The organism is Streptomyces sp. NPDC055243 (assembly GCF_044544025.1).
Lineage (GTDB): Bacteria > Actinomycetota > Actinomycetes > Streptomycetales > Streptomycetaceae > Streptomyces.
This window is the reverse complement of the sequence record NZ_JBITWR010000016.1, coordinates 120,890-140,967: the sequence shown is the minus strand read 5'-3', so window position 1 is coordinate 140,967 and position 20,078 is coordinate 120,890. Positions and strand designations below refer to the sequence as shown.

Here is a 20,078-nt window from a genome sequence, read left to right as displayed (position 1 = left end):
CGAGCTCGGCACGTCATCTCGGGCGCCGCGGCGCGCCCAGGCCTGAGCCGGTTCTCAGCCATGGTGCTTTTCTCTGATCGGAGGTCGTCATCCCTATGCCGGACCAACGTCATGTCTCGACGCTCCCGCAGCTGCTCGAGCGAGCGGCGCGGGACACATCGCGAGGCATCACCTTCATCGGCGGCTCGTTCCTCTCGTACGCGGAATTGCGGGAGTGCGCCTGCCGGATTTCCCAAGGGCTGCGCGACAACGGCACTTCCCCGGGCGAGCGGGTGCTCATTTCCGCCCATGACCCCGAGAACTTCTTCCGGGCCTTCTGGGGATGCGTCCTGGCCGGTGTCGTGCCCTGCCCGGTCGCGCCGCCGGCCGACCCCGCCCGGTGGCGTGCGCAGCTGGAACACCTGCGCACACTCCTGGGCGACCCCCTGGTGATCACGTCCAAGGAGTCCCACGGCGACCTGCCCGACATCGGCCTGCGGGCCGTGACGGTCGAGGAGTTGAGCCACGCCTCCGCCGAGCCCGGTCAGCCGCATGCGCCCGCCCCGGACGATCTCGCCGTCCTGATGCTCACCTCCGGGTCCACCGGAGCGAGCAAGGCGGTCAGGCTCACCCACGCCAACCTCCTCGCCGCGCAGGCCGGGAAGGCGGGTGCGCTGGACCTGGGGCCCGACGACACCTCGCTGAACTGGATATCGGCCGACCACATCGCCGCGATCGAGGCGAACCTGCTGCCGATGTTCAACGGCGCCGACCAGGTCATGGCGACCCCGGCCACGGTCCTCGCCGACCCGGTGGAATTCCTCCGGCTGCTCGCGGCCCACCGGGTGAGGGTGACGTTCACGCCCAACTTCCTGTTCGGGCAGATCAACCAGGCTCTCGCCCAACGTCCCGTACCACTGGACGAGTTGGACCTCTCGCAGGTGCGGCACATCATCTCCGGCGGCGAGGCCACCGTGACCGGCACCGTCCGGGCATTCCTCGACGCCCTTTCCCCCTACGGACTGCGCCGCGACGTGATCGTGCCCGCGTTCGGGATGACCGAGACGTGCGCGGGCAGCGTCTTCAACCGTGAATTCGCCACCCGCGACCTGGAGACGGAGTTCCCTCCGCTGGGCCGTCCCGTGCGGGGACTGCGCATCCGCATCGTCGACGGCAACGGCACGGTGCTGGCCTCCACCGACGGTCCCACGGCGGGCGACCCGGGTGAGGTGCAGCTGAGCGGCACGATGGTCACCGACGGGTACTTCGGCAACGACCGGGCCACCGCCCAGGCGTTCACCCCCGACGGCTGGTTCCGCACCGGCGACCTGGGGTGCCTGGACGCCGGGGGCCGGCTGACGCTGGTCGGCCGGACCAAGGACTCCGTCATCGTCAACGGCGTCAACTACTACAGCCACGACCTGGAAGCGGTCCTCGACGAGCTGGACGGGGTCGGGCGCGGGCAGGTCGCGGCCTTCCCGATCCGGCCCGAGGGCGCCGACTCCGAACAGCTCGCCGTCGCGTTCGTCCCCGCGGGCGACCCGGCCGACGACTCGGCCGTCTACCGGGCCCTCGTGGCGATCCGCAGCTCCACGGTGATGCACTGGGGCTTTCGGCCCCAGCTGATCCTGCCCGTCGCCGAGGCGGAGATACCCCGCGGCAACCTCGGCAAGATCCAACGCTCGCGGCTGCGCGCGGCCGTCGAGGAGGGCGCCCTGGACGAGGCCGCCCGCCGGTCGGACGCGGTGAGCACCCGCTTCCTGGGCGGCTACGTGGCGCCGGAAGGCGACGTCGAGATCGCCCTGGCCGATGTCTACGCGCGCGTACTGAACAGCGAGAAAGTCCCGGCGACCGCCAGCTTCTTCGACCTGGGCGGCACCTCGCTGGACGTGCTGCGGCTCAAACTGGAGATACAGACCGAGTTCGGCATCGACGACGTGCCGATGTCCACGCTCCTTCAGGCCCCCAGCGTGCGCGCCCTGGCCGGCCGCCTGACCGCCGCGCAGGGCGCCGGCGGGGACGGTGCCTACGACCCGCTGGTGCCCCTGCAGGTCACCGGGGACGGAACGCCGCTGTTCTGCGTCCATCCCGGCCTGGGGGAGGTGCTGGTTTTCGTCAATCTCGCCAAGTACTTCACCGGCGAGCGGCCGTTCTACGCGCTGCGGGCGCGCGGGTTCGGGCAGGGCGAGAGCCACTTCACGTCGTTCGACGAGATGGTCACCACCTATGTGGACGCGATCCGGCGGGCCCAGCCGAGCGGCCCGTACGCCGTGGCGGGCTACTCCTACGGCGGCGCCGTCGCCTTCGAGATCGCCAAACGGCTGGAGGCCGACGGCGACGAGGTCAAGTTCGTGGGCGTGTTCAACCTGCCGCCGAGCATCTCCGGCCGCATGAACGAGATCACCTTCACCGACGGTGCGATCAACCTGGCGCTGTTCCTCGAACTGATCGCCGCCGCCGACATCGAAGGGCTGACCGCCACCCTGCGCCCCCTGCCCGAAGCCGACCAGCTGGCCCACCTCGTCGACCGGGCGCCGAAACGGCGCCTGATCGAACTCGACCTCACCGTCGAGCGGTTCACCACCTGGGTGCACCTGGCGCAGAACATGGTGCACCTGGGCCGCACCTACGAACCCTCGGGGACGGTCGACGACGTACGCGTCTTCTACTGCACCCCGCTCAAGGGCACCAAACAGGCATGGCTGGACGGCCAGTTGCGGCACTGGGACGACTTCACCCGCAACCCCAACCAGTACATCGAGGTCGACGGCGAGCACTACACCCTGATGAGCCCGCAGCACGTACAGACCTTCCAGGCAACCTTGCGGCATGAACTGACCCGAGCGCTCGGCTAAGGACGGACACCGGAAATGCAAGGCAAGAAGATTCTCGTCACGGGCGGCACCGGACAGGTCGCGATGCCCGTCGCCGAAGCGCTCGCCCCGGACAACGAGGTGTGGTGCCTGGGCCGGTTCGGCGACCCGGCCGCCCGCAAGGCCCTGGAGAAGATGGGCGCCCGCACCTTCACCTGGGACATGGCGGCCGACGAACTGACCGACCTGCCACGGGACTTCACCCACGTCCTGCACTCGGCGGTGCACCGGGGCGACGGCAAGGACTTCGCGGAGACCGCGCGCGTCAACGCCGCGGGCACCGCACGCCTGATGACCCACTGCTCCGGCGCCGAGGCGTTCTTGTACGTCTCCTCCGGAGTGGTCTACAACCGCGCCGACAGCACCCACCGCTACGGCGAGAACGACGCCGTGGGCGGGGCGGTGCCCTGGCTGCCGACCTACCCCGTCGGCAAGCTCGCCGCCGAGGGGGTGGCGCGGGGCCTGGCCGAAGCGCTCGGCCTGCCGACGGTGATCGCCCGGCTCAACATCGCCTACGGTCCGTACGGCCACGGCGGCGTACCCATGATCTTGTTCAAGGAGATGCGCAGGGGACAGCCGTGCGCGGTGCCCCGGCAGGGCCAGAACTACTGCAACCTGCTGCACACCGACGACCTCGTCCGGCAGGTGCCGCTGCTGTGGGGCGCGGCGCACACCCCCGCGCGGGTGGTGAACTGGGGCGGGGACGAGGAGGTCGGCATGACCGACCTGCTGGAGTACATGTCCGCGCTCACGGGTGTGCCTCTCCAGCTGGACCGCAGCGACTACAGCCGCGAGACGGCCATCTTCGACCACGACGTGCGCCGGGGCCTGATCGGCGACTGCTCCGTCGGCTGGAAGGCGGGCATCGCCCGCACCCTGGCCGAGCTGTTCGAGGAGTACCGCGACCGCATCGACGCGTACGCCGGCGAGCAGGCGGCGGAGCAGGGAGGGGAGCGCTAATATGCGCAGGCCCACAGACGCAGAGGCGCTCCAGCAGGTGCTGAGCGCCGCCCTCGGGTCCCCCGAACCGGTGGGCTTCCTGCCCCAACTAGGCGCAGGGCGAGGCGCGTTCAGCTCCCTGGACCCCGCCGTGCTGGAGCGCCCCACCCTGGTCGGCGGAGCGGCCCTGTACAACCCCGCCGCCCCAACTCCCACCGTATCCACGGTCGATGAGCTGGTGCGCCGCGCCAAAGCACTGGACGTGCCCCAGATCCTGGTGCCCCACGTGCGCCGCACGGACGATCCCAGCGCGCTGCGGGCGGCCGGGTTCGTTCCCGTCGCCGCCGGTGCCGAGTGCGTCGTGCGGCTGACCGGGGAGGTGGACGAACTCCTGCGCGCCCGCGTCGGGGGCGCCCGGCAGCGCGCCCTGCGCCGCTGTCACGAATCGCTCTCCCGCGACCTCACCTGGGAGCGGATACCTCTGAGCGAGCTGGGCGGGGCGCCGTGGGCGCGCGATGCGTTCGTGGAACTCCACCGGCGCCGGGCGGAGCGCCTCGGCCAAGGCCACGACCCGTACAACGCGAAGGCCCTCGACGCACTGGCGGACGGCGCGCTGGGTGACCGTACGCAGCTGCTCGTGCGCCGCCGGGGGGACAGCGTCGTCCAGGCCGTGCTCACGGCCACGTCCTACAACGGCCGGGGGCTCTACCACCTGACGCAGGCCGTCGACCCCGACGACCCCGCCGGGGGCGCCGACCTCCACGCGGCGGCTCTGTACGGGATCTACCTCGACGCCCGGCGCTCCGGGCTGCACTGGGTCCACCTCGGCCCGGGGGAGAGGCACGGCAAGCGCGACCTGGGAGCCGACCTGTTCGTCCCCCTCGACCACTGGCTGCGCGCCGACAACCTCACGGCCCCGAAGGAAGCGGAAGCGGGGCCGGAGCTGTCGCGTTTCGCGGCCGACCCCGTCACGACCGTGCCGGTCCCGGGTCCGGCACGCTCCCGCCACCAGCCGCGCTTCGACACCATCGACCTGTCGAGCAACACCAACCCGTTCCTGGGCACCGCGAGCCAGTACCCCCACCTCGACACGGCGGAGCTCGCCGACACCTACCTGTCCACGATCGCGAACCTGCCCGGCCACGAGGGCGCCGGCGCGCTGACCGCGGACCATCTGCTCTTCTCCAGCGGCTCGGTCGACGGCGTCATGCTGCTCCTGGCGGCGCTGGCCTCGCCCGGTGAGGCCGTGTGCGTCACGCCGCCCACCTTCCCGCTCTACGCCCACTTCGCCCGCCTGCTGCGGCTGCCGCTCCTCGAGGTGCCCCTGCGCGGCGAGGATCTGTCCGAGCTCGACACCGAGCGGATCCTGGCGGGCGACCCGCGGGTGACCATCCTGTGCGATCCGAACAACCCCGTGGGGACCAGGCTCGATCCGGCGCAGGTGCGGGCGCTTGTCACCGGCGCGCGGGGGCTTGTCGTGATCGACGAGGCGTACGTCGAGTTCAGCGAGAAGCCCTCGTACGCCGGTCTCGTCGCCGAGCACGACAACCTCATCGTGCTCAGAACCCTCTCCAAGGCGTGGGGGCTGGCCAGTGCGCGCTGCGGGATCGCGCTTGCGCAGCCCGGCATCATCGACGCGCTGCGCAGGGTGCAGGTGCCCTTCGGGTTCACCGACGCGTCGCAGAGCGCAGTGCGGGAGCGGCTGACCAACGCGCGGCGGGCGCTGGCCAGCGTCCGGCACATCCGGGCCGAGCGCGACCGGATGGCCCGGACCCTGGCCGAGCACCCCGCGGTGCAGCGGGTGTTCCCCTCGGAGGCCAACTTCCTGCTGGTCCGTCTCCACAAGCACGAGCGCGTCATGGAGGAGCTGCACAACGCGGGGATCACGGTCGCCGACGTCGGCTTCCTGATCCCCGGCACCTGCCGGATCTCCATCGGCAACCGGCGCGCGAACGAAGCGGTGCTCGCCGCGCTGTCCGCCGCGGTGTGAGAGGGATCAGGAGCCGGCGAGGTCACCCGGCAATTGAAGGGGTTTGTTCGCTCCGTCTTTCATCTCGACCACCAAGTACGACAGGACTTCGTCGCCAATGTTCTTCAGGTCGTGGAGGTGGTAACGCTCTTCGGTGAAAGCGAAGTGCTGGGTCTGTCCACGGACGTACGAAATCTCTCGGCTGCTGCCGTCACTCGCGTGCTGGCGCGCTCGGCCGTCGGTGAGGGCTATCCACGTGTAGTCAAGTACGTGCCGGTGAACGGGAATGCGTTCTCCCGGCTGGAGGTGGGTCTCCCAGATGCGCACCGAATCCGTCTCTTTGACCAGCGACTGGCCGATGCGGCCGTTGTGGGAATTGGTCTCGAAATCCTTGTGCAGCGGAGGGCTCCAGCGATCGAAGCCGTCGGCGACGATTGTGCTGGTCAGAGGGGAGTCAGTGGACGAAGTGTTACCCACGAAGCGGATCCTTTCGGTCACCTGTGCACGTCGACGGCACTCTATCTGAAGGGTGCGCGAGTCAAGTAGCTTTCCCTGCACCGCCATTGTCCGATGAGAAGCAATTGTCCCGATGAGAAGGATGAACGCCTGTGATCGTGCTCGGTTACAACGGATTCACCAAGGGTGCGGAACTTTTCGGACGTCTTTACGGTGCGACCGGCGTCGGCCGCAATCTTCTGGTGGGTCACGACGCCGCGGCCGCTCTGACCATCGACGGAGAAGTGGTCGCCGCCGTCGAGGAGGAACAGCTGAGCCGGGTCAAGAAGACCTCCGATTTCCCCGCCAACGCGATCAGGTGGTGCCTGGAATCCGCCGGAGTCGCACTCGACCAGGTCGACGTCTTCGCATTCCCCTGGCGCTTTTCACCGGCCGTGGGCGAGGAGATGATCGAGCGGATATCCGGCGCCGACATGCCGGTCGCGGCGAAGTTCGACGCACTGCGGCGCACGGGTGAGCTCTACACCGGCATGCTCAGCCGCGAGGCGGTGTACGGCGACTTCGTCCAGCGCACCGGCTACGCGCTCGACCCCAACAAGCTCGCCCTGGTGCCCCACCACCTGGCCCACCTCATGTGCGGCGCCTACCTGTCCGGCGGGGGAGACGCGGCCTTCCTGGTGAGCGACGGCCGGGCCGAGACCCTCTCCTCCGTCATGGGTGAACTGCGCGACGGCGTGGTCCGCCTCTTCGACGAGGGCACCGTCGACATGGCCAGCTCGCTCGGCGTGGCCTACGGCAGGATCACCCGCTATCTGGGGTTCGTCCCCAACAACGACGAGTACAAGGTGATGGGCCTGGCCGCCTACGGCCCGCCCCCGCAGCACAACCCCCTGCTGGACCACGTCGTGCGGCTGCACGAGAACGGCTCCTACACCCTGTCCGTCCCCAGCGACATCGGCGCCTACTACGCGCTGTTCGACACCCTGTTCGGCGGCGACAGCGAGAAGCGCGAGGAGTTCGACTTCCGCGTCAAGGTCGCCGGTCTGGCCCAGCACATGGTCGAGGCCGTCACCGCCCATCAGCTGCGGGCGCTCAGCGCCGCGTCCAGCCTGGACATGCTGCTCTTCGAGGGCGGTCTGGCCCTCAACTGCGTGGCCAACACGAAGATGTTGGAGCGGTCCTCGTTCACCGGCATGGAGGTCAGTTTCGGGGCCAGCGACCCGGGCGTCGCCATCGGCGCGGCCGTGTACACCTCCGGCCTCAGGAACCGGCCCGCGGAGGCGGTCACCACCCCGTACCTGGGTCCCTCGTACGACGAGCGGCAGATCCTGGACACCCTGGCGCAGTACGCGGACCGCGTCACGTGGCAGGAGGAGCCCGACGCCCCCGCGGTCGCCGAGAGGACCGCGGAACTGCTGGCCGAGAAGAACGTGGTGGGCTGGTTCCAGGGCCGCGCCGAGTTCGGCCCGCGCGCCCTGGGCAACCGCAGCATCCTGGCCAACCCGGCCTTCCCCGACATCAAGGACATCATCAATGTGCGGGTGAAACACCGGGAGCCCTTCCGTCCGTTCGCGCCCGTCGTCATCGAATCCGAGGCGCCCCGGGTCTTCGAGATGGGCAAGAAGACCTCGTCCCCGTACATGACGTTCGTCTTCCCGGTGCGCAAGGAGTACCAGGAGCGGATTCCCGGCGCCTGTCACGTGGACGGCACGGCGCGGGTCCAGACGGTCGACGAGCGGCAGAACCCCGCGCTCACCCGGTTGTTGCGCGCCTTCACGGCACGGACGGAGGTGCCCTGCCTCCTCAACACCTCGTTCAACGTGGCAGGTGAGCCCATCGTCTGCTCACCGCGCGACGCGCTGGAGTGCTTCCTGGCCACCGAGATCGACTACCTGGTGATCGACCGGTTCGTGGTCACCAAGAAGGGGCGCTGAGCCGGGGGCCGCTCGGCACGTCTCCTGTCGAGGTGCGAAACCATGGAAACGAAGGTCGCGTACAACCCTTCTGCCCCATGCGGTGTCGAACAGGGCGCCGGACAAGGAACGGGCCCTTTCCGGACACCCTCGCGCCTGCCCGGCCACTTCCTTCACAGGAGCCGCTCGTGCGCAAGAACCGTTCGGCCGCCCTCGCCGCGGCCTCATTCCTCCTTCTCACCGGGGCATGCATCGCCGCCGCCCCGTCCGCTGTCGCCGGCACCCCCGGGGGTACGCGCGCCAGCGACCGCAACAGCGACTTCAACGGCGACGGATACGAGGACGTGCTGGTCGGAGCCCCCGGGGCCACGGTCAGCGGCCAGAAGGGCGCCGGTCTCGTCACCGCCCAGTACGGCTCATCCAGAGGCATAGGCACCACCTCCGTCGCCCGGTTCAGCCAGTCGACGGCCGGTGTCGCCGGCGCCGCGGAGGCGGCCGACGGCTTCGGGACGGCCGTCGCCACCGGCGACCTGGACGGGGACGGCTTCGACGACGCGATCGTCGGCATCCCCGGCGAGGACATCGGTGACACGGCGGACGCCGGTGGCGTCGCGATCCTGTGGGGCTCGAAGGACGGCCTCAGCGGGGAGAACAGCGACTGGCTGGAGACCCAGGAGCCCACCAAGGGCGAGCAGTTCGGCCTGAGCCTCGCCGCGGCGCACCTGACCGGCGAGACGCCGGGCGACGTGCTGGCCGTACTGGACCGTGACGACCTGGAGCTCTTCGCGTACGACGCCGCACCGCAGACCGAGGGGCAGGCGCCGCTGCGGCGCCAGGCGACCGAGCGCCTCTCCGCTGCGGCCGACGGACGCGACATCCTGCCGAAGTCGCTGACCACCGGCGACTACGACGACAACGGCTACGCGGATCTCGTCGTGTCCGGCGTGAGCGTGGGCGACGAGCCGGGGCACGGCTGGTCCGCGTACTTCTCGGGGAACGCCGACGGCCTCGCCTACGAGCACGATCTGCGCGGCGGGCCCGTGGCCGCGTCCGGCGACATCAACCACGACGGCTACGACGACCTGGTGACCGGCGAGCCCAACTCCCCGAACGACGGCGGCGAGACGATGACCGGCGGCCTGGTCGGCGTCCGCTACGGCGACGCGAACGGCCTCAAGGACGAGGCCAAGTGGTGGACCCAGGACAGCCAGGGTGTGCCCGGCACCGCCGAGCGCGGTGACGGCTGGGGCGCCGATCTGTCCGTGGCGGACACGAACGGCGACGGCTACGCGGACGTCGCCATCGGCGCACCGGGCGAGGACATCGGCACCGTCGCGGACGCGGGGGCGGCCTGGGTGCTGCGCGGCTCGGACGTCGGCCTGACGTCGAACGGCGCCAAGTCGTGGGACCAGAACTCGGCGGACATCCCCGGTGTGGCCGAGAAGGGCGACAAGTGGGGCGCCCAGGTGCGCCTGACGGACCCGAACCGCGACGGCCGCTTCGGTCTGCTCGCCGCCGCGCCCGGTGAGAACGCCGGCGACGGAGTGGTGTGGGTCCTGTCGGCCGGAACCGGCGGCATCACCGCGGCGGGCTCCTGGACGTACGGGGCGGAGTCGCTGGGCGCGCCGGGCACGGGAGCGGCGTTCGGCGCGGCGATCGACGAGTAGGCGTCGGCGGCCCGGGCGGCGCGACCGCCCCGAACGGGCCATCCGGCAGGCCATCCGAACGTGGTCGTGAGCGGCCTACGTATGATCACGGTCATGTGCTCACGACTGCGTTCGGAGGCTGAACAGGCATGACAGAGAGCCGAGTTGTCGTCGTCACGGGCGGCGGAACGGGCATCGGCGCCGCCACGGCCCGGCAGCTGCGCGCGGCCGGGCACCGCGTCGTCGTCTCCGGGCGGCGCCCCGAGCCGCTGCGCCGCGTCGCCGAGGAGACCGGGGCGCTGGCCCACCCCGCCGACACGGGCGACCCCGCGGAGGTGGCCGGGCTCGTCGCTGCGGCCACGGAGGCCTACGGCCGTATCGACGGGCTCGTGCTCAACGCCGGGGTCGGGCGCAGCGGAGCGGTCGGCGACCTCTCGGACGAGGACTGGGAGGCCGTACTGCGCACCAACCTCTCGGGGCCCTTCCTCCTGCTGCGGGCCGCGCTTCCCCACCTCGTCGAGGCGCGCGGCTCGGTGGTCGCCGTCGCCTCGGTCGCAGCCCTGCGCAACGGCGTGGCCAACGCGGCGTACGCCACGTCCAAGGCGGCGCTCCTCCAGCTGTGCCGCTCCCTGGCCGTCGACTACGGCAAGGCCGGGCTGCGCGCCAACACCGTGTGCCCCAGCTGGGTGCGGACCGAGATGGCCGACCGGCGGATGACCCGGTTCGCCGAGGAGGCCCACCTGGGGGACGGCGGCGCGGACGCGGCGTACGAGGAAGCGACGCGGCTCGTCCCGGCGGGCCGGCCGGGAGAGCCGGCGGAGGTCGCCGAGGCGATCACCTGGCTGCTCTCGCCCGCCGCGTCCTTCGTCAACGGCGCGACCCTGACCGTCGACGGCGGGGTGACGGCGGTGGACCCCGGAACCTCCGCGTTCGACTTCAGCATCGCGCCGCGCGCCTAGGAGCCCGGACGGGGTCGGGCCCGTGGGTCAGACGAAGCGCTCCACGCGGAGCTGCGCGGGTGGGTACGGCGAGAACGAGGTCGTGCCCACCGACCAGTAGCCGCCGTCCGTTCCGGGGATCGGGGCGATGGCCTGGGGCAGATAGGTGGACGGCGTCTCCGGGCCGCGCTCACTGACCCAGGCCGTGCCGTCCCAGCGCAGGTAGTGGGCGCGCTTCTGGTCCCAGAAGTCCCAGCCGGAGATCCGGTCGGGTCGCCCGGTGGCGTCGGCCGTGATGCCGCTCAACAGGCCCACGGTGAAGGGGGACTTGACGTTGGACCACTGGGCGCCGTCCCAGTGCTCCAGGGTGACGCCCGGCGGTTTGCCGGGCGGTCCGCCCACGCCGTACGCGAATCCGGTGAGCCAGATGTCGTCGTGCGCGACCGGGAGCAGTCCGGTCACCGCGGCGCGGATGCCCAGCGTGCGGGGCAGCACCGTCCAGGCGCCGTCCCAGCGGGCGATGATGTCGCCGTGGACCCACACCTCACCGCCGGGTGTCACCTGGACGCCGGACGGCGTGGGCGCGGCCTCGTCCGGCAGTGGCCGGCACCAGCGCCACGTCGTGCCGTCGCCGCGCATCAGTCCGGCGCGGTCACCATGCCGCCCCGACACCCAGAACCGGCCGCCGGGAGCGGACGTGACATCGGTCAGCTGCGTCCCCGGCTCGCCACGGCCGGGGAAGTCCGTCTCGCGCCAGGTCGTGCCGTCCCAGGCGAGGAGCTGGTCGTGGCCCGCGGTATTCGTGCCGATGGCGAAGGCGGCGCCGCCCGGATCGGCGGCGACCGCGCGCAGGCCGCCGCGGTGGGCCAGGTGGGAGAGGTCGGTCGGCGACCAGGCGGAGCCGTTCCAGCTGAGGGCGAGCGGGGTGCCGAGGGTGCTTCCGTTGCGCCCCTGCTCGCCCACGGCCCAGGCGCGTCCGGGCCCCGTGGCGGCGACGGCGAGCAGGTGGGCGGCTTCCCGCCCGCCCGGGGCGGCGACCTGCTGCCAGGCCTGGGCGGCAGCGGTGGCGGGCCGGGCGGTGGCGGCGCCGGATAAGGGCACGGGCAGGGTCAATCCCGCGCCGGTGACGGCCAGTCCACGGACAAAGAGGCGTCTTCGCATGAAGGGGGCCCTTCTTGAGGTCGTCTCGGGGGCAACACCCTGAACCGGGTGGGCTGAGCCGTCAATGCACGAGGATGCGCAATTCGTGGCAGGCTCTGGCATGGAACAAGAACCGTCCGTGTGGGAACTGCTCCTGCTGTTCGTCGTCATCGGTGGCTCCGTCACCCTCGCGGGAGGGGCCGTGGTGCTGTCCGTGGTCGGGCTCACCGTCTGGGGGCGCCACCTTCTGCGCAGGCGGCGGGAGGCCGCGTCGACGTCCGGAGAACCACCCACTTCCCTGAAGGGGGACTCATGAGTGCCAACTCGGCCCCGGCACGGCTCGCGACGCCCGTCGGCGCGCAGGTCTGCCCGGTCGGTCCGGTCGTCGACATCGTGTTCAGCCGCTGGACCACGCCGATCCTCTGGACGCTCCACGAGTACGGCCGGATGCGGTTCGTGGAGCTGCAGCGCGGTATCGCCGGCATCACGCCCAAGGTGCTGACGCAGCGGCTGCGGCAGCTGGAACGGGACGGCCTGGTGGTGCGCACGTACTACCCCGAGGTGCCGCCGCGCGCGGAGTACGAGATCAGTGAACTCGGGCGCAGCCTGGGGCCGTTGTTCGCCACGCTCGCCCAGTGGTCCACGGAGAACCTGGACAAGGTGGAGCGGGCCCGGACGGACTTCGACGACGGCGGGGAGCGTTGATGAGCACCTTCCGCATCGGCGGCGAGATCGAGGTGCGCCGGATCGGGTTCGGGGCGATGCGCCTGGCGACCGAGGCCGGGGCGGCCAGGGAGGCCTCCATCGCGGTGGCCCGGCGGGCCGTCGAGCTGGGCGTCACGCTGATCGACACGGCGTACATGTACGGATGGGGCGCCAACGAGGAGCTGCTGGTCGAGGCGCTGCATCCCTACCCGGACGACCTGCTCATCGCGACCAAGGTCGCCATCGAGCGGACGAACCCGGGCGAGGAAGCAGCGGTCAACGGGCGGCCGGAGTTCCTGCGCGAGCAGGTCGAGCAGGCCCTGCGCAGGCTTCGCGTCGAGCGGATCGGGCTGCTCCAGATGCACCGCCTCGACCCGAAGGTGCCGCTCGCCGACCAGCTCGGCACCCTGCGGGAGTTCCAACTCGACGGCAGGATCGGCCACATCGGACTGTCCGAGGTCACCGTCGACGAACTCGACGAGGCGCGGCGGATCGTCGACGTGGCGAGCGTGCAGAACCGCTACAGCCTGCTCGACCGTGAGCACGAGGCCGTGCTCGACGCCTGTGACGCGGCGGGGATCGCCTTCCTGCCCTGGCGGCCGGTCCATCCGGCGGCCTCGACCGCGACCGCCGAGATCGCGGCCGTGGCGGCCGAACTCGACGCCACCGCCGCGCAGGTCGCCCTGGCCTGGCTGCTCGAGCGCTCACCGGTCGTGCTGCCGATCCCGGGCACCGCCTCGCTCGACCACCTGGCGGAGAACGTCGCCGCGGAGAGCCTGCGGCTGAGCGCCGAGCAGCGCGAGCGTCTGGACCGGTTCACGCCTCCCACTGCCGGATGAGCCGGGTCAGCGCCTGCGCCGCGGCACTGGTGTAGGCGCTGTCGCGGCGCAGGAGCACCACCGTGCGGGCGGGCAGTGCGGGGGTCAGCGGGACGGGGTGCAGGTGGGTGTTGTCGCGGGTGAGGGCGTCGGGCAGGACCGTGGCCAGGTCGGTGCGGTGGACGATCTCCGTCAGGGCGTTGATCGAGTTGGCCTCCACGGTGATGCGCGGCTGGACGTGGTGGGCTTTGAGGTAGGCGTCGATGTGGCCGCGGGTGGCGAAGTCGCCGCTGAGCAGGGCCAGCTCGAGCCCATCTGCCATCTCCCGCACCGGCAGCGCCCGGTCGCGTCCGGTGTGCGGATGGCTCGGGCCGACGACGAGGCCGAGGGTCTCGGTGAACAGGGCCGTCGCGGTGATGCCGGGCAGGTGGTGGTCCGCGCCGAAGGCGATCCCCAGGTCGAGTTCGTCGGCGAGCAGCGCGGCTTCGATGCCGTCCTGGTTCATCTCGCGTACGTCGAGGCTGATCGCGGGATGGCGGGCGTGGAACTGGGCGACGAGCGGCCCGATGAGGTAGGCGGTGAACGTCGGGGTCATCGCCAGACGCAGATGACCGCGGGTCAGGTCCTGTACGTCGAGCACGGCACGCTCGGCTGCGGCGAGGTCGCGCAGGGCGCGGCGCGCGTAGGGGACGTAGGCCTCACCGGCGTCGGTCAGGCGCACGCCGCGGCCGGTGCGGTCCAGGAGCTGGACGCCCAGTGACTTCTCCAGCTGCTTGATCTGCTGGGAGAGGGTCGGCTGGGAGATGCGCAGGTCTTCGGCGGCGCGGGTGAAGTTGCCGTGTTCGGAGACGGCGAGCAGATAGCGCAGGTGGCGCAGTTCCAGGGCCATGCCCCCAACTATAGATGGCATCGATGACAGGCATGGCAAATACGTCTTGGACACTATAGATCCAGGTCATGCAGGGTGGATCTCGTCAGCCCCACCGGGGCCGACGCCACCGAAGGGAGTGACCATGCAGGACCTCACCGAGGGGGTCGCGCGATTCCGGCGCGACGTCTTTCCGGCGAAGGCGGACCTCTTCACCCACCTCGCGGACAGCCACCGGCCGACGACGCTCTTCATCAGCTGCTCCGACGCCCGCGTGGTGCCGGAGCTGCTCACCCAGAGCGAGCCGGGCGAGCTGTTCGTCGTCCGGACCGCCGGCAATCTCGTGCCCGCCCACACGCCGGGGCCGGACGGCGTCGCGGCGAGCATCGAGTACGCCGTCGCCGTCCTGGGAGTGTCGGACGTCGTCGTCTGCGGGCACTCCGCCTGCGGGGCGATGACCGCCCTCGCTCAGCGGCACGACCTGGATGCCCTGCCGGCCGTCGCCGACTGGCTGCGCCACGCGGACGCCTCCTTGGCCCGTGCCACCGGTGAGGGCGGTACGGAAGAGCTGGACGTCCTCGTACGTGGGAACGTGCGCGCCCAGCTGGCGAACCTCGCCACCCACCCCTCGGTGGCCCATGCCCTGCGCAGGGGCACGCTCACGCTGCACGGCTGGGTCTACGACATCCCCACCGGCACGGTCGAGGTGCTCGACTCCGCCGCCCGCGACGCCTGAGCACCACGCGACATCCCAGCCCCACCCCAACCCCACCCTTCACGTAAGGAAGTCTTCTCATGCCGCACGCCCAGTTCGACCCCGCCGCCCGCCAGGCCCTGGCCGTCACCGCCGTCGAGGCCAAGGTGCGAAAGGACCTGTCCTGGCAGCGGATAGCCGACGTCACCGGCTACTCGGTCGCCTTCGTCACCGCCGCCGTACTCGGTCAGCACGCCCTGCCGGAGCCGGCCGCGCAGGCCGTCGCGGAGCTCCTGGGTCTGGACGCCGACGCGGCGACGCTCCTCCAGACCATTCCCACGCGCGGCTCCATCCCCGGCTCCGTCCCCACCGACCCGACCATCTACCGCTTCTACGAGATGCTCCAGGTCTACGGAACCACCCTCAAGGCCCTGGTCCACGAGGAGTTCGGCGACGGCATCATCAGCGCGATCAACTTCAAGCTGGACGTGAAGAAGGTCGCCGACCCCGAGGGCGGCGAGCGCGCCGTCATCACCCTGGACGGCAAGTACCTGCCGACCAAGCCCTTCTGATCCGCCCCGCCCTCGGCTCAGGCTGTCGGGCGGTCGATCCGGTAGAGGTAGTGGGCGCGGTCGTCGATGGGGTTGTCGGGTTCCAGCGACACCTCGGCGACCCGCCGCAGGCCCGCCTTCTCCAGGGTGCGCCAGGACGCGCGATTGTCCGCATGCACGGGGACGATGACCGCACTGGCCTCGGGGTGATCGGTCCAGGTGGCTCGGATGATCGCCTGGATCATGCGCGTGCCGAGCCCCTGGCCGACGCGCGACGGATCTCCGATGAGGTAGTCGATGGACATGGCCCCCCGGGGAATCTCCGCCTGGTCGGCCAACTGGTCGACGTCCTCGGGATAGTCGGCGAAGCGGTAGCGCTGCACGAGGCCGAACGGTTCGCCGTCGAGCAGCATGAGCAGATCCTGCGACGCCTCCTCCCCGCGGGCCGCCGGGCCGAAGTCGCGTACCACCGCCTCGGGTGAGGTCTCGTGGTTCCACCAGCGCGCGACGTGCGGCTGCTCCAGCCACTGCCGCAGCAGGGGGAAGTCCGTTTCGGCGAGTCGACGCCAGCTGATCATCGGGGCACCTCGGTCAGCGGAACCAGGGGGAGCGGAGGGACGGCAAGCTGCGTCCATTGTCCCTCTCGCCGCGGATTCGACCTCGCCGCGGACTCAACCCCCGTACGTGGCCTCGGACTCGCCGAGCACCGCGGCGAAGTCGGCGGCGAGCGGCGCCGTGTCCGCCACCTGAAGCATGGCCGTGGTGATCCGCACGGCGGTGGGTGCGGCGATGCGGAAGCGCGAGCCCGCGGCCACCCACCAGCCCCGCGAGCGCAGCCCGTTGACCACCGCGGACTCGTCGTGCACCGGCACCCACACGTTCATCCCGCTCGCCCCGCGCGCCGCGATCCCGCGCCGCGCCAGCTCGCCGATCAGCGCCTGACGCCGCTCGGTATAGGCGTCCTCGGCCCGCGCCACCAGCGCCCGCGCGGCGGGATCGGTCATCGTGCGCTCGACCGTCTCCTGCAGTACGTGACTGACCCACCCCGACGTGAGCAGCATCCGCCCCTCGTGCCGGGCCAGCGTGGTGGCGTCGCACGCCAGGGCCGCCCACCGCAGGTCGATGCCCAGATGCTTGGACACGGTCCGCACCTGGGCCCAGCGTTCGAGCCCGCCGGCGGCCAGCGTGTGCGAGGGCGCCCCCGCGATGTCCGCGTTGTGATCGTCCTCGACGACCAGCACCTCCGGGTAGCCGCCGAGGACTTCGAGCAGGGCGTCGCGCCGCGCCTCGGAGAAGCAGCCGCCCACGGGGTTCTGCCCCCGCGGGCTGCACACCACGGCCCTGGCCCCGGCCCGCAGCGCACCGCGCAGCGCCTCCGGTCGGATGCCCTCGTCGTCCACCGCCACCGGCACCATGCGCAGCCCCAACGCCGGTACCAGGTCCAGGAGATGGTGGAACCCCGGGTCCTCCACGGCCACCGCGTCGCCCGGTTTCAGCTCCACGGACAGCAGCCGCGCCATGCAGTCCAGCGCCCCGTGCGCGAAGGTCACCCGGGCGTCCGGCACCCCGTCCCGCGCGAACCACCGCCTGGCCAGTTCCTCAAGCCCGGCCCGGCGCGGCGAACCGCGGTGCGAACCGCTGACGGGGTCAACCCGCCCGGGCGGCAGCAGCACCGGAAGTAGCGCCGGGTCCGGATGCCCGCCCGCCAGGTCGCGCACCCCCTGCGGCACCTTGGGCGGTCGGCGCGCGCCGACCGCCGGGGCCTGCGCCACCATCGTCCCGCCGCGCCCGCGCGTCACCACGATGCCGCGCTGCCGGAGCTCCTTGTAGGCCGTCGCGACCGTCCCCGCGCTGATCCCGAGATCGTCGGCGAGCCTGCGCACCGGAGGCAGCGCGTCGCCCGGCGCCAAGCCGCCCTCGGCCACGGCCTGTTCGACCGAGGAGGTAATGCCCTTGGCGGTCGTACCACTGATCGCATATTGTGCTGCCACGTAAGCGAGTCTGTACCAGTACAAATGCGGGAGTCAAGCCGGACGTCGCCAAGTCCCGCCGCAAGCCAGCAGTCACATCGCAAGCCAAGGGGGAGTGGTGAGCCTCAGTCGTGGGCGGGCCGCGCTGTACGCACGCATACCAGGGGGCATCGACGGCCGCCGCATGCTCTGGATCGCTCTGATCAACAAGGCGGGCACCGGCCTCTGGATGGGGGCGGCGGCCCTCTACTTCACCTTGGTCACCGGGCTCTCCGTCACCGAGGTCGGCGTGCTCATGGGTGTCTCGGGGGCCGTCGGCATCGCCGGCGCCCCGCTCGCGGGCCACCTCGCCGACCGCTTCCCCGTCACGCGCGTCCTCATCGGCGCCCAACTCCAGCAGGCCGTCGCCCTGTTGGCGCTGCTGACCACGGACAACTTCTCGCTGCTCCTGCTGTACTCGGCCGTCAGCAGCCTCGCCGACCGCGGCGCCAACGTCCTCACCAAGCTGTACGCCGCCCGCATCGCGGGCCCGGACCGCACCAAGTACCAAGCCGTGCAGCGCTCCGTCTCCAACGCGGGCTGGGCCATCGGCGGTCTGGCCGGAGCTTCGGCCCTGGCCGTCGGCACCACCCACGCCTACCAGGCCCTGCTCGTCGGCAACGTGATCAGCTTCCTCGTCGCCGCGGTGTTCACCCTGCGCTGCACCGAACCGCCGTCCCCCTCCCGGGTGGTCACCGGTTCCACGGGCCCCGCCGTCCCCGCCCGGTCGTCCAGCCCCTGGCGCGACCGCCCCTATCTGCTGTTCACCGCCACCGAGGCGGCGCTCTTCCTCGACGACGCGGTCCTCCAGGTCGGCATGCCCCTGTGGATCGTCCACGCCACCGACGCCCCGCACGGTCTCGCGCCGCTGCTCATGGTCCTCAACTGCGTGCTCGTCGTCTGCTGCCAGGTCCCGCTCTCCCGCTTCGGGAGTACGCCGAGCAAGGCCCGCGGGCTCCTGGTGCCCCTGGCCGCCTGCTTCGTCGTCGGCTGCGCCGCCATGACCGCCTCGGTGGCGGGCGGCACCTGGACTGCCGTGGCCGCCCTCAGCTGCGCGGCGATCGCGTTCACCTTCGCGGAGATACTGCACGCCATCGTGTCCTGGGAGCTGTCCATCGCGCTGGCCCCCGACGACGCCCAGGGGGCCTATCTCGGGGTGCACGGTCTGTCCTCGTCCGCCCAGCGCAGCGGAGGGCCGCTCCTGGTCACCGCCGTGATCGCCGCCGGACCCCTCGCCTGGCCGCTGCTCGGCGCGGGCGTCATCGCGACGGTCGCGGCGCAGAGCCGACTCGTACGCAGGAGGCTGCACCGGCCGGACGGCTCCGCGCAGGCACGCGGTGCGCTGAGCGGGCGCGGCGGGCGTGCGTGAACCCGTCCGTGACGGCGTCCGGCCCGCCACGGTCGTGTGGCGGGCCGGACTTTGTGGCGGGCCGGACTTGAGGAGGCCTTCGGTTCGCCGGTCCGGGGGTCCGGGCGTCCGGTTCCTCGGGTCTCAGCGGCCGATGCGGATGCGGTGCGCCTTGTCCTGGCCCTCGGGGCCGGTGCCGGACTTGTCGACCACGAAGGCCGTGCCGCCCGTCACCTGGACGTGGTTGGGGTTGGCGCCGGTGGCCAGGGTCTCCACGACGGTGCCCTTGGCGGGGTCGACGACCGTGACGGTGCCGGGGGTCCGGTTGGCGACCAGGACGTTGCCCGAGCGCCGGTCGGTGGCGACGGACAGGGCGCCCGCGCCGGTCGGCACGGACTTCGTCACGACGCCCTTTTTGAGGTCGACGACCGAGAGGCCGCCTGCGGCCTGGTCGGCGGTGTAGGCGGTGCGGCCGTTCTTGGACAGCGCGATGGAGATCGGGCCGTCGCCGGTCGGGATCAGGCGGGGGCTCTCGCTTTTCCGGGTGATCTCGATGATCCGGTCGCCGTTGAGGTCGGCGGCGTAGGCGGTGCCGGTCCGCTCGTTCACGGCGAGGCCGGTCGGGCTCGATCCCTCGACCGTGACGCGCTTCTTCTCCTTGAAGGTGCGGGTGTCGAAGGCGACGACGGTGCCGTCGCCGAAGCTGCTGGCCCACGCCGTGTTGTGCTTGGCGTCCACGATGACCTCACGGGCGTGGTTCACGCCGGGCAGCGAGGCGAGGTGCTTGCCGGTGCGCTGGTCGTAGACGGCGACGGAGTTGTCGCGGGTGTTCGTCGTCCAGACGGTGTTGTGCTCGTCGTCGACGGCGACCCCGTAGACGGCCTCGACGGCGCCGGTCTCGGCGTTGGTGACCGGAGGCGTGTACGTGTCCTTCACCTTCAGCGTGCGGGGGTCGACCTTCAGCAGGCTGGAGTTGGTGACGGGCGGCCGGCCCACCGCCGCGGTGGCCCACAGCACGTTGTTCCGCTCGGAGTACGCGGACTGGTAGAGCCCCTTCACGAGCGGCGCGGACTCGACGGTCGAGCCGGACGCTTTGCCGGTGGTCTGGCCGGGCTGCGCGGAAGCGGTACCGGTCAGGGCCAGCGCGCTGCCCGCGGCGAGGGCCACGGCGACTGCGGCGGTACGGCGGATGCGGCAGGTGAGTGAGGTCATGCTGCGTCAATCTCCTTGAC

The 20,078-nt window shown here is 71.4% G+C and carries 18 protein-coding genes; 12 read left to right on the top strand and 6 right to left on the bottom strand.

Annotated features, from left to right (window positions below; all coding sequences use genetic code 11):
* The first annotated feature begins 95 nt into the window (after positions 1-95).
* The 3 genes from ACIGXX_RS35215 to ACIGXX_RS35205 are packed head-to-tail and all read left to right on the top strand — an operon-like array spanning position 96 to position 5,781.
* Complete coding sequence (locus ACIGXX_RS35215; protein ID WP_383826034.1) at positions 96-2,834, top strand: alpha/beta fold hydrolase; 2,739 nt, start codon at positions 96-98, stop codon at positions 2,832-2,834.
* Between the two features lie 15 nt (positions 2,835-2,849).
* Positions 2,850-3,812: an NAD(P)-dependent oxidoreductase gene (locus ACIGXX_RS35210; protein ID WP_351169509.1), complete on the top strand. Its 963-nt coding sequence runs from the start codon at positions 2,850-2,852 to the stop codon at positions 3,810-3,812.
* A 1-nt stretch (position 3,813) separates the two neighbouring features.
* Positions 3,814-5,781 carry an aminotransferase class I/II-fold pyridoxal phosphate-dependent enzyme gene (locus ACIGXX_RS35205; protein WP_383826031.1) on the top strand — a complete coding sequence of 656 codons (1,968 nt, stop codon included), beginning with the start codon at positions 3,814-3,816 and terminating at the stop codon, positions 5,779-5,781.
* 6 nt (positions 5,782-5,787) lie between these two features.
* Here the strand turns inward: ACIGXX_RS35205 and ACIGXX_RS35200 are convergent, their stop codons facing one another.
* Positions 5,788-6,237: a hypothetical protein gene (locus tag ACIGXX_RS35200; protein WP_383826028.1), complete on the bottom strand. Its 450-nt coding sequence runs from the start codon at positions 6,235-6,237 to the stop codon at positions 5,788-5,790.
* Between the two features lie 131 nt (positions 6,238-6,368).
* Between ACIGXX_RS35200 and ACIGXX_RS35195 the strand changes: the two genes are divergently transcribed.
* From ACIGXX_RS35195 to ACIGXX_RS35185, 3 genes are all read left to right on the top strand, one after another.
* Positions 6,369-8,150, top strand: coding sequence for a carbamoyltransferase (locus ACIGXX_RS35195; protein ID WP_399981898.1), 1,782 nt, complete (start codon positions 6,369-6,371; stop codon positions 8,148-8,150).
* Between the two features lie 167 nt (positions 8,151-8,317).
* Positions 8,318-9,796, top strand: coding sequence for an esterase (locus ACIGXX_RS35190; RefSeq protein ID WP_351169497.1), 1,479 nt, complete (start codon positions 8,318-8,320; stop codon positions 9,794-9,796).
* A gap of 128 nt (positions 9,797-9,924) precedes the next feature.
* Positions 9,925-10,734, top strand: a complete 810-nt coding sequence (locus ACIGXX_RS35185) for an SDR family NAD(P)-dependent oxidoreductase (protein WP_383826022.1) — start codon at positions 9,925-9,927, stop codon at positions 10,732-10,734.
* A gap of 27 nt (positions 10,735-10,761) precedes the next feature.
* On the opposite strand, the gene ACIGXX_RS35180 is transcribed toward ACIGXX_RS35185, so the two are convergent.
* Complete coding sequence (locus ACIGXX_RS35180; protein ID WP_399981894.1) at positions 10,762-11,874, bottom strand: hypothetical protein; 1,113 nt, start codon at positions 11,872-11,874, stop codon at positions 10,762-10,764.
* 100 nt (positions 11,875-11,974) lie between these two features.
* Between ACIGXX_RS35180 and ACIGXX_RS35175 the strand changes: the two genes are divergently transcribed.
* Genes ACIGXX_RS35175 through ACIGXX_RS35165 form a run of 3 tightly spaced genes read left to right on the top strand, consistent with a single transcriptional unit; the run spans position 11,975 to position 13,397 of the window.
* Positions 11,975-12,169: a hypothetical protein gene (locus tag ACIGXX_RS35175; RefSeq protein WP_361467386.1), complete on the top strand. Its 195-nt coding sequence runs from the start codon at positions 11,975-11,977 to the stop codon at positions 12,167-12,169.
* A complete protein-coding gene (locus tag ACIGXX_RS35170) occupies positions 12,166-12,558 on the top strand; it encodes a helix-turn-helix domain-containing protein (RefSeq protein WP_351169485.1) in 393 nt (130 codons plus the stop codon). The genes ACIGXX_RS35175 and ACIGXX_RS35170 overlap by 4 nt, the downstream gene beginning before the upstream one ends.
* Positions 12,558-13,397, top strand: a complete 840-nt coding sequence (locus tag ACIGXX_RS35165; protein WP_399981889.1) for an aldo/keto reductase — start codon at positions 12,558-12,560, stop codon at positions 13,395-13,397. The genes ACIGXX_RS35170 and ACIGXX_RS35165 overlap by 1 nt, the downstream gene beginning before the upstream one ends.
* On the opposite strand, the gene cynR is transcribed toward ACIGXX_RS35165, so the two are convergent.
* Complete coding sequence (gene cynR, locus ACIGXX_RS35160; protein WP_366464064.1) at positions 13,375-14,265, bottom strand: transcriptional regulator CynR; 891 nt, start codon at positions 14,263-14,265, stop codon at positions 13,375-13,377. The two genes, ACIGXX_RS35165 and cynR, sit on opposite strands and share 23 nt — an antisense overlap.
* 124 nt (positions 14,266-14,389) lie before the next feature.
* Here cynR and ACIGXX_RS35155 point away from each other — a divergent pair, with 124 nt between their 5' ends.
* Together ACIGXX_RS35155 and cynS are read left to right on the top strand one after the other, a co-directional pair.
* The gene (locus ACIGXX_RS35155) at positions 14,390-14,980 is read left to right on the top strand and encodes a carbonic anhydrase (protein ID WP_399981886.1); all 591 of its coding nucleotides are present in this window, start codon (positions 14,390-14,392) and stop codon (positions 14,978-14,980) included.
* Between the two features lie 59 nt (positions 14,981-15,039).
* The gene (gene cynS, locus ACIGXX_RS35150; RefSeq protein WP_351169473.1) at positions 15,040-15,510 is read left to right on the top strand and encodes a cyanase; all 471 of its coding nucleotides are present in this window, start codon (positions 15,040-15,042) and stop codon (positions 15,508-15,510) included.
* 17 nt (positions 15,511-15,527) lie between these two features.
* Here cynS and ACIGXX_RS35145 read toward each other — a convergent pair whose 3' ends face one another.
* Together ACIGXX_RS35145 and ACIGXX_RS35140 are read right to left on the bottom strand one after the other, a co-directional pair.
* The gene (locus ACIGXX_RS35145; protein ID WP_399981882.1) at positions 15,528-16,067 is read right to left on the bottom strand and encodes a GNAT family N-acetyltransferase; all 540 of its coding nucleotides are present in this window, start codon (positions 16,065-16,067) and stop codon (positions 15,528-15,530) included.
* A 93-nt stretch (positions 16,068-16,160) separates the two neighbouring features.
* Complete coding sequence (locus tag ACIGXX_RS35140; protein ID WP_351169467.1) at positions 16,161-17,480, bottom strand: aminotransferase class I/II-fold pyridoxal phosphate-dependent enzyme; 1,320 nt, start codon at positions 17,478-17,480, stop codon at positions 16,161-16,163.
* Positions 17,481-17,577: 97 nt separating this feature from the next.
* Between ACIGXX_RS35140 and ACIGXX_RS35135 the strand changes: the two genes are divergently transcribed.
* Positions 17,578-18,867 carry an MFS transporter gene (locus ACIGXX_RS35135; protein ID WP_351169464.1) on the top strand — a complete coding sequence of 430 codons (1,290 nt, stop codon included), beginning with the start codon at positions 17,578-17,580 and terminating at the stop codon, positions 18,865-18,867.
* A 123-nt stretch (positions 18,868-18,990) separates the two neighbouring features.
* Here ACIGXX_RS35135 and ACIGXX_RS35130 read toward each other — a convergent pair whose 3' ends face one another.
* Complete coding sequence (locus ACIGXX_RS35130; RefSeq protein WP_351169461.1) at positions 18,991-20,058, bottom strand: YncE family protein; 1,068 nt, start codon at positions 20,056-20,058, stop codon at positions 18,991-18,993.
* Positions 20,059-20,078 lie beyond the last annotated feature (20 nt).

What these genes read in the sequence shown, in the direction of transcription:
- ACIGXX_RS35155 (WP_399981886.1), top strand. Translation starts at nt 14,390, where the DNA reads ATGCAGGACCTCACCGAGGGGGTCGCGCGATTCCGGCGCGACGTCTTT.
- ACIGXX_RS35145 (WP_399981882.1), bottom strand. Translation starts at nt 16,067, where the DNA reads ATGATCAGCTGGCGTCGACTCGCCGAAACGGACTTCCCCCTGCTGCGG.
- ACIGXX_RS35185 (WP_383826022.1), top strand. Translation starts at nt 9,925, where the DNA reads ATGACAGAGAGCCGAGTTGTCGTCGTCACGGGCGGCGGAACGGGCATC.
- cynR (WP_366464064.1), bottom strand. Translation starts at nt 14,265, where the DNA reads ATGGCCCTGGAACTGCGCCACCTGCGCTATCTGCTCGCCGTCTCCGAA.
- ACIGXX_RS35180 (WP_399981894.1), bottom strand. Translation starts at nt 11,874, where the DNA reads ATGCGAAGACGCCTCTTTGTCCGTGGACTGGCCGTCACCGGCGCGGGA.
- ACIGXX_RS35205 (WP_383826031.1), top strand. Translation starts at nt 3,814, where the DNA reads ATGCGCAGGCCCACAGACGCAGAGGCGCTCCAGCAGGTGCTGAGCGCC.
- ACIGXX_RS35170 (WP_351169485.1), top strand. Translation starts at nt 12,166, where the DNA reads ATGAGTGCCAACTCGGCCCCGGCACGGCTCGCGACGCCCGTCGGCGCG.
- cynS (WP_351169473.1), top strand. Translation starts at nt 15,040, where the DNA reads ATGCCGCACGCCCAGTTCGACCCCGCCGCCCGCCAGGCCCTGGCCGTC.
- ACIGXX_RS35215 (WP_383826034.1), top strand. Translation starts at nt 96, where the DNA reads ATGCCGGACCAACGTCATGTCTCGACGCTCCCGCAGCTGCTCGAGCGA.
- ACIGXX_RS35130 (WP_351169461.1), bottom strand. Translation starts at nt 20,058, where the DNA reads ATGACCTCACTCACCTGCCGCATCCGCCGTACCGCCGCAGTCGCCGTG.
- ACIGXX_RS35165 (WP_399981889.1), top strand. Translation starts at nt 12,558, where the DNA reads ATGAGCACCTTCCGCATCGGCGGCGAGATCGAGGTGCGCCGGATCGGG.
- ACIGXX_RS35210 (WP_351169509.1), top strand. Translation starts at nt 2,850, where the DNA reads ATGCAAGGCAAGAAGATTCTCGTCACGGGCGGCACCGGACAGGTCGCG.
- ACIGXX_RS35175 (WP_361467386.1), top strand. Translation starts at nt 11,975, where the DNA reads ATGGAACAAGAACCGTCCGTGTGGGAACTGCTCCTGCTGTTCGTCGTC.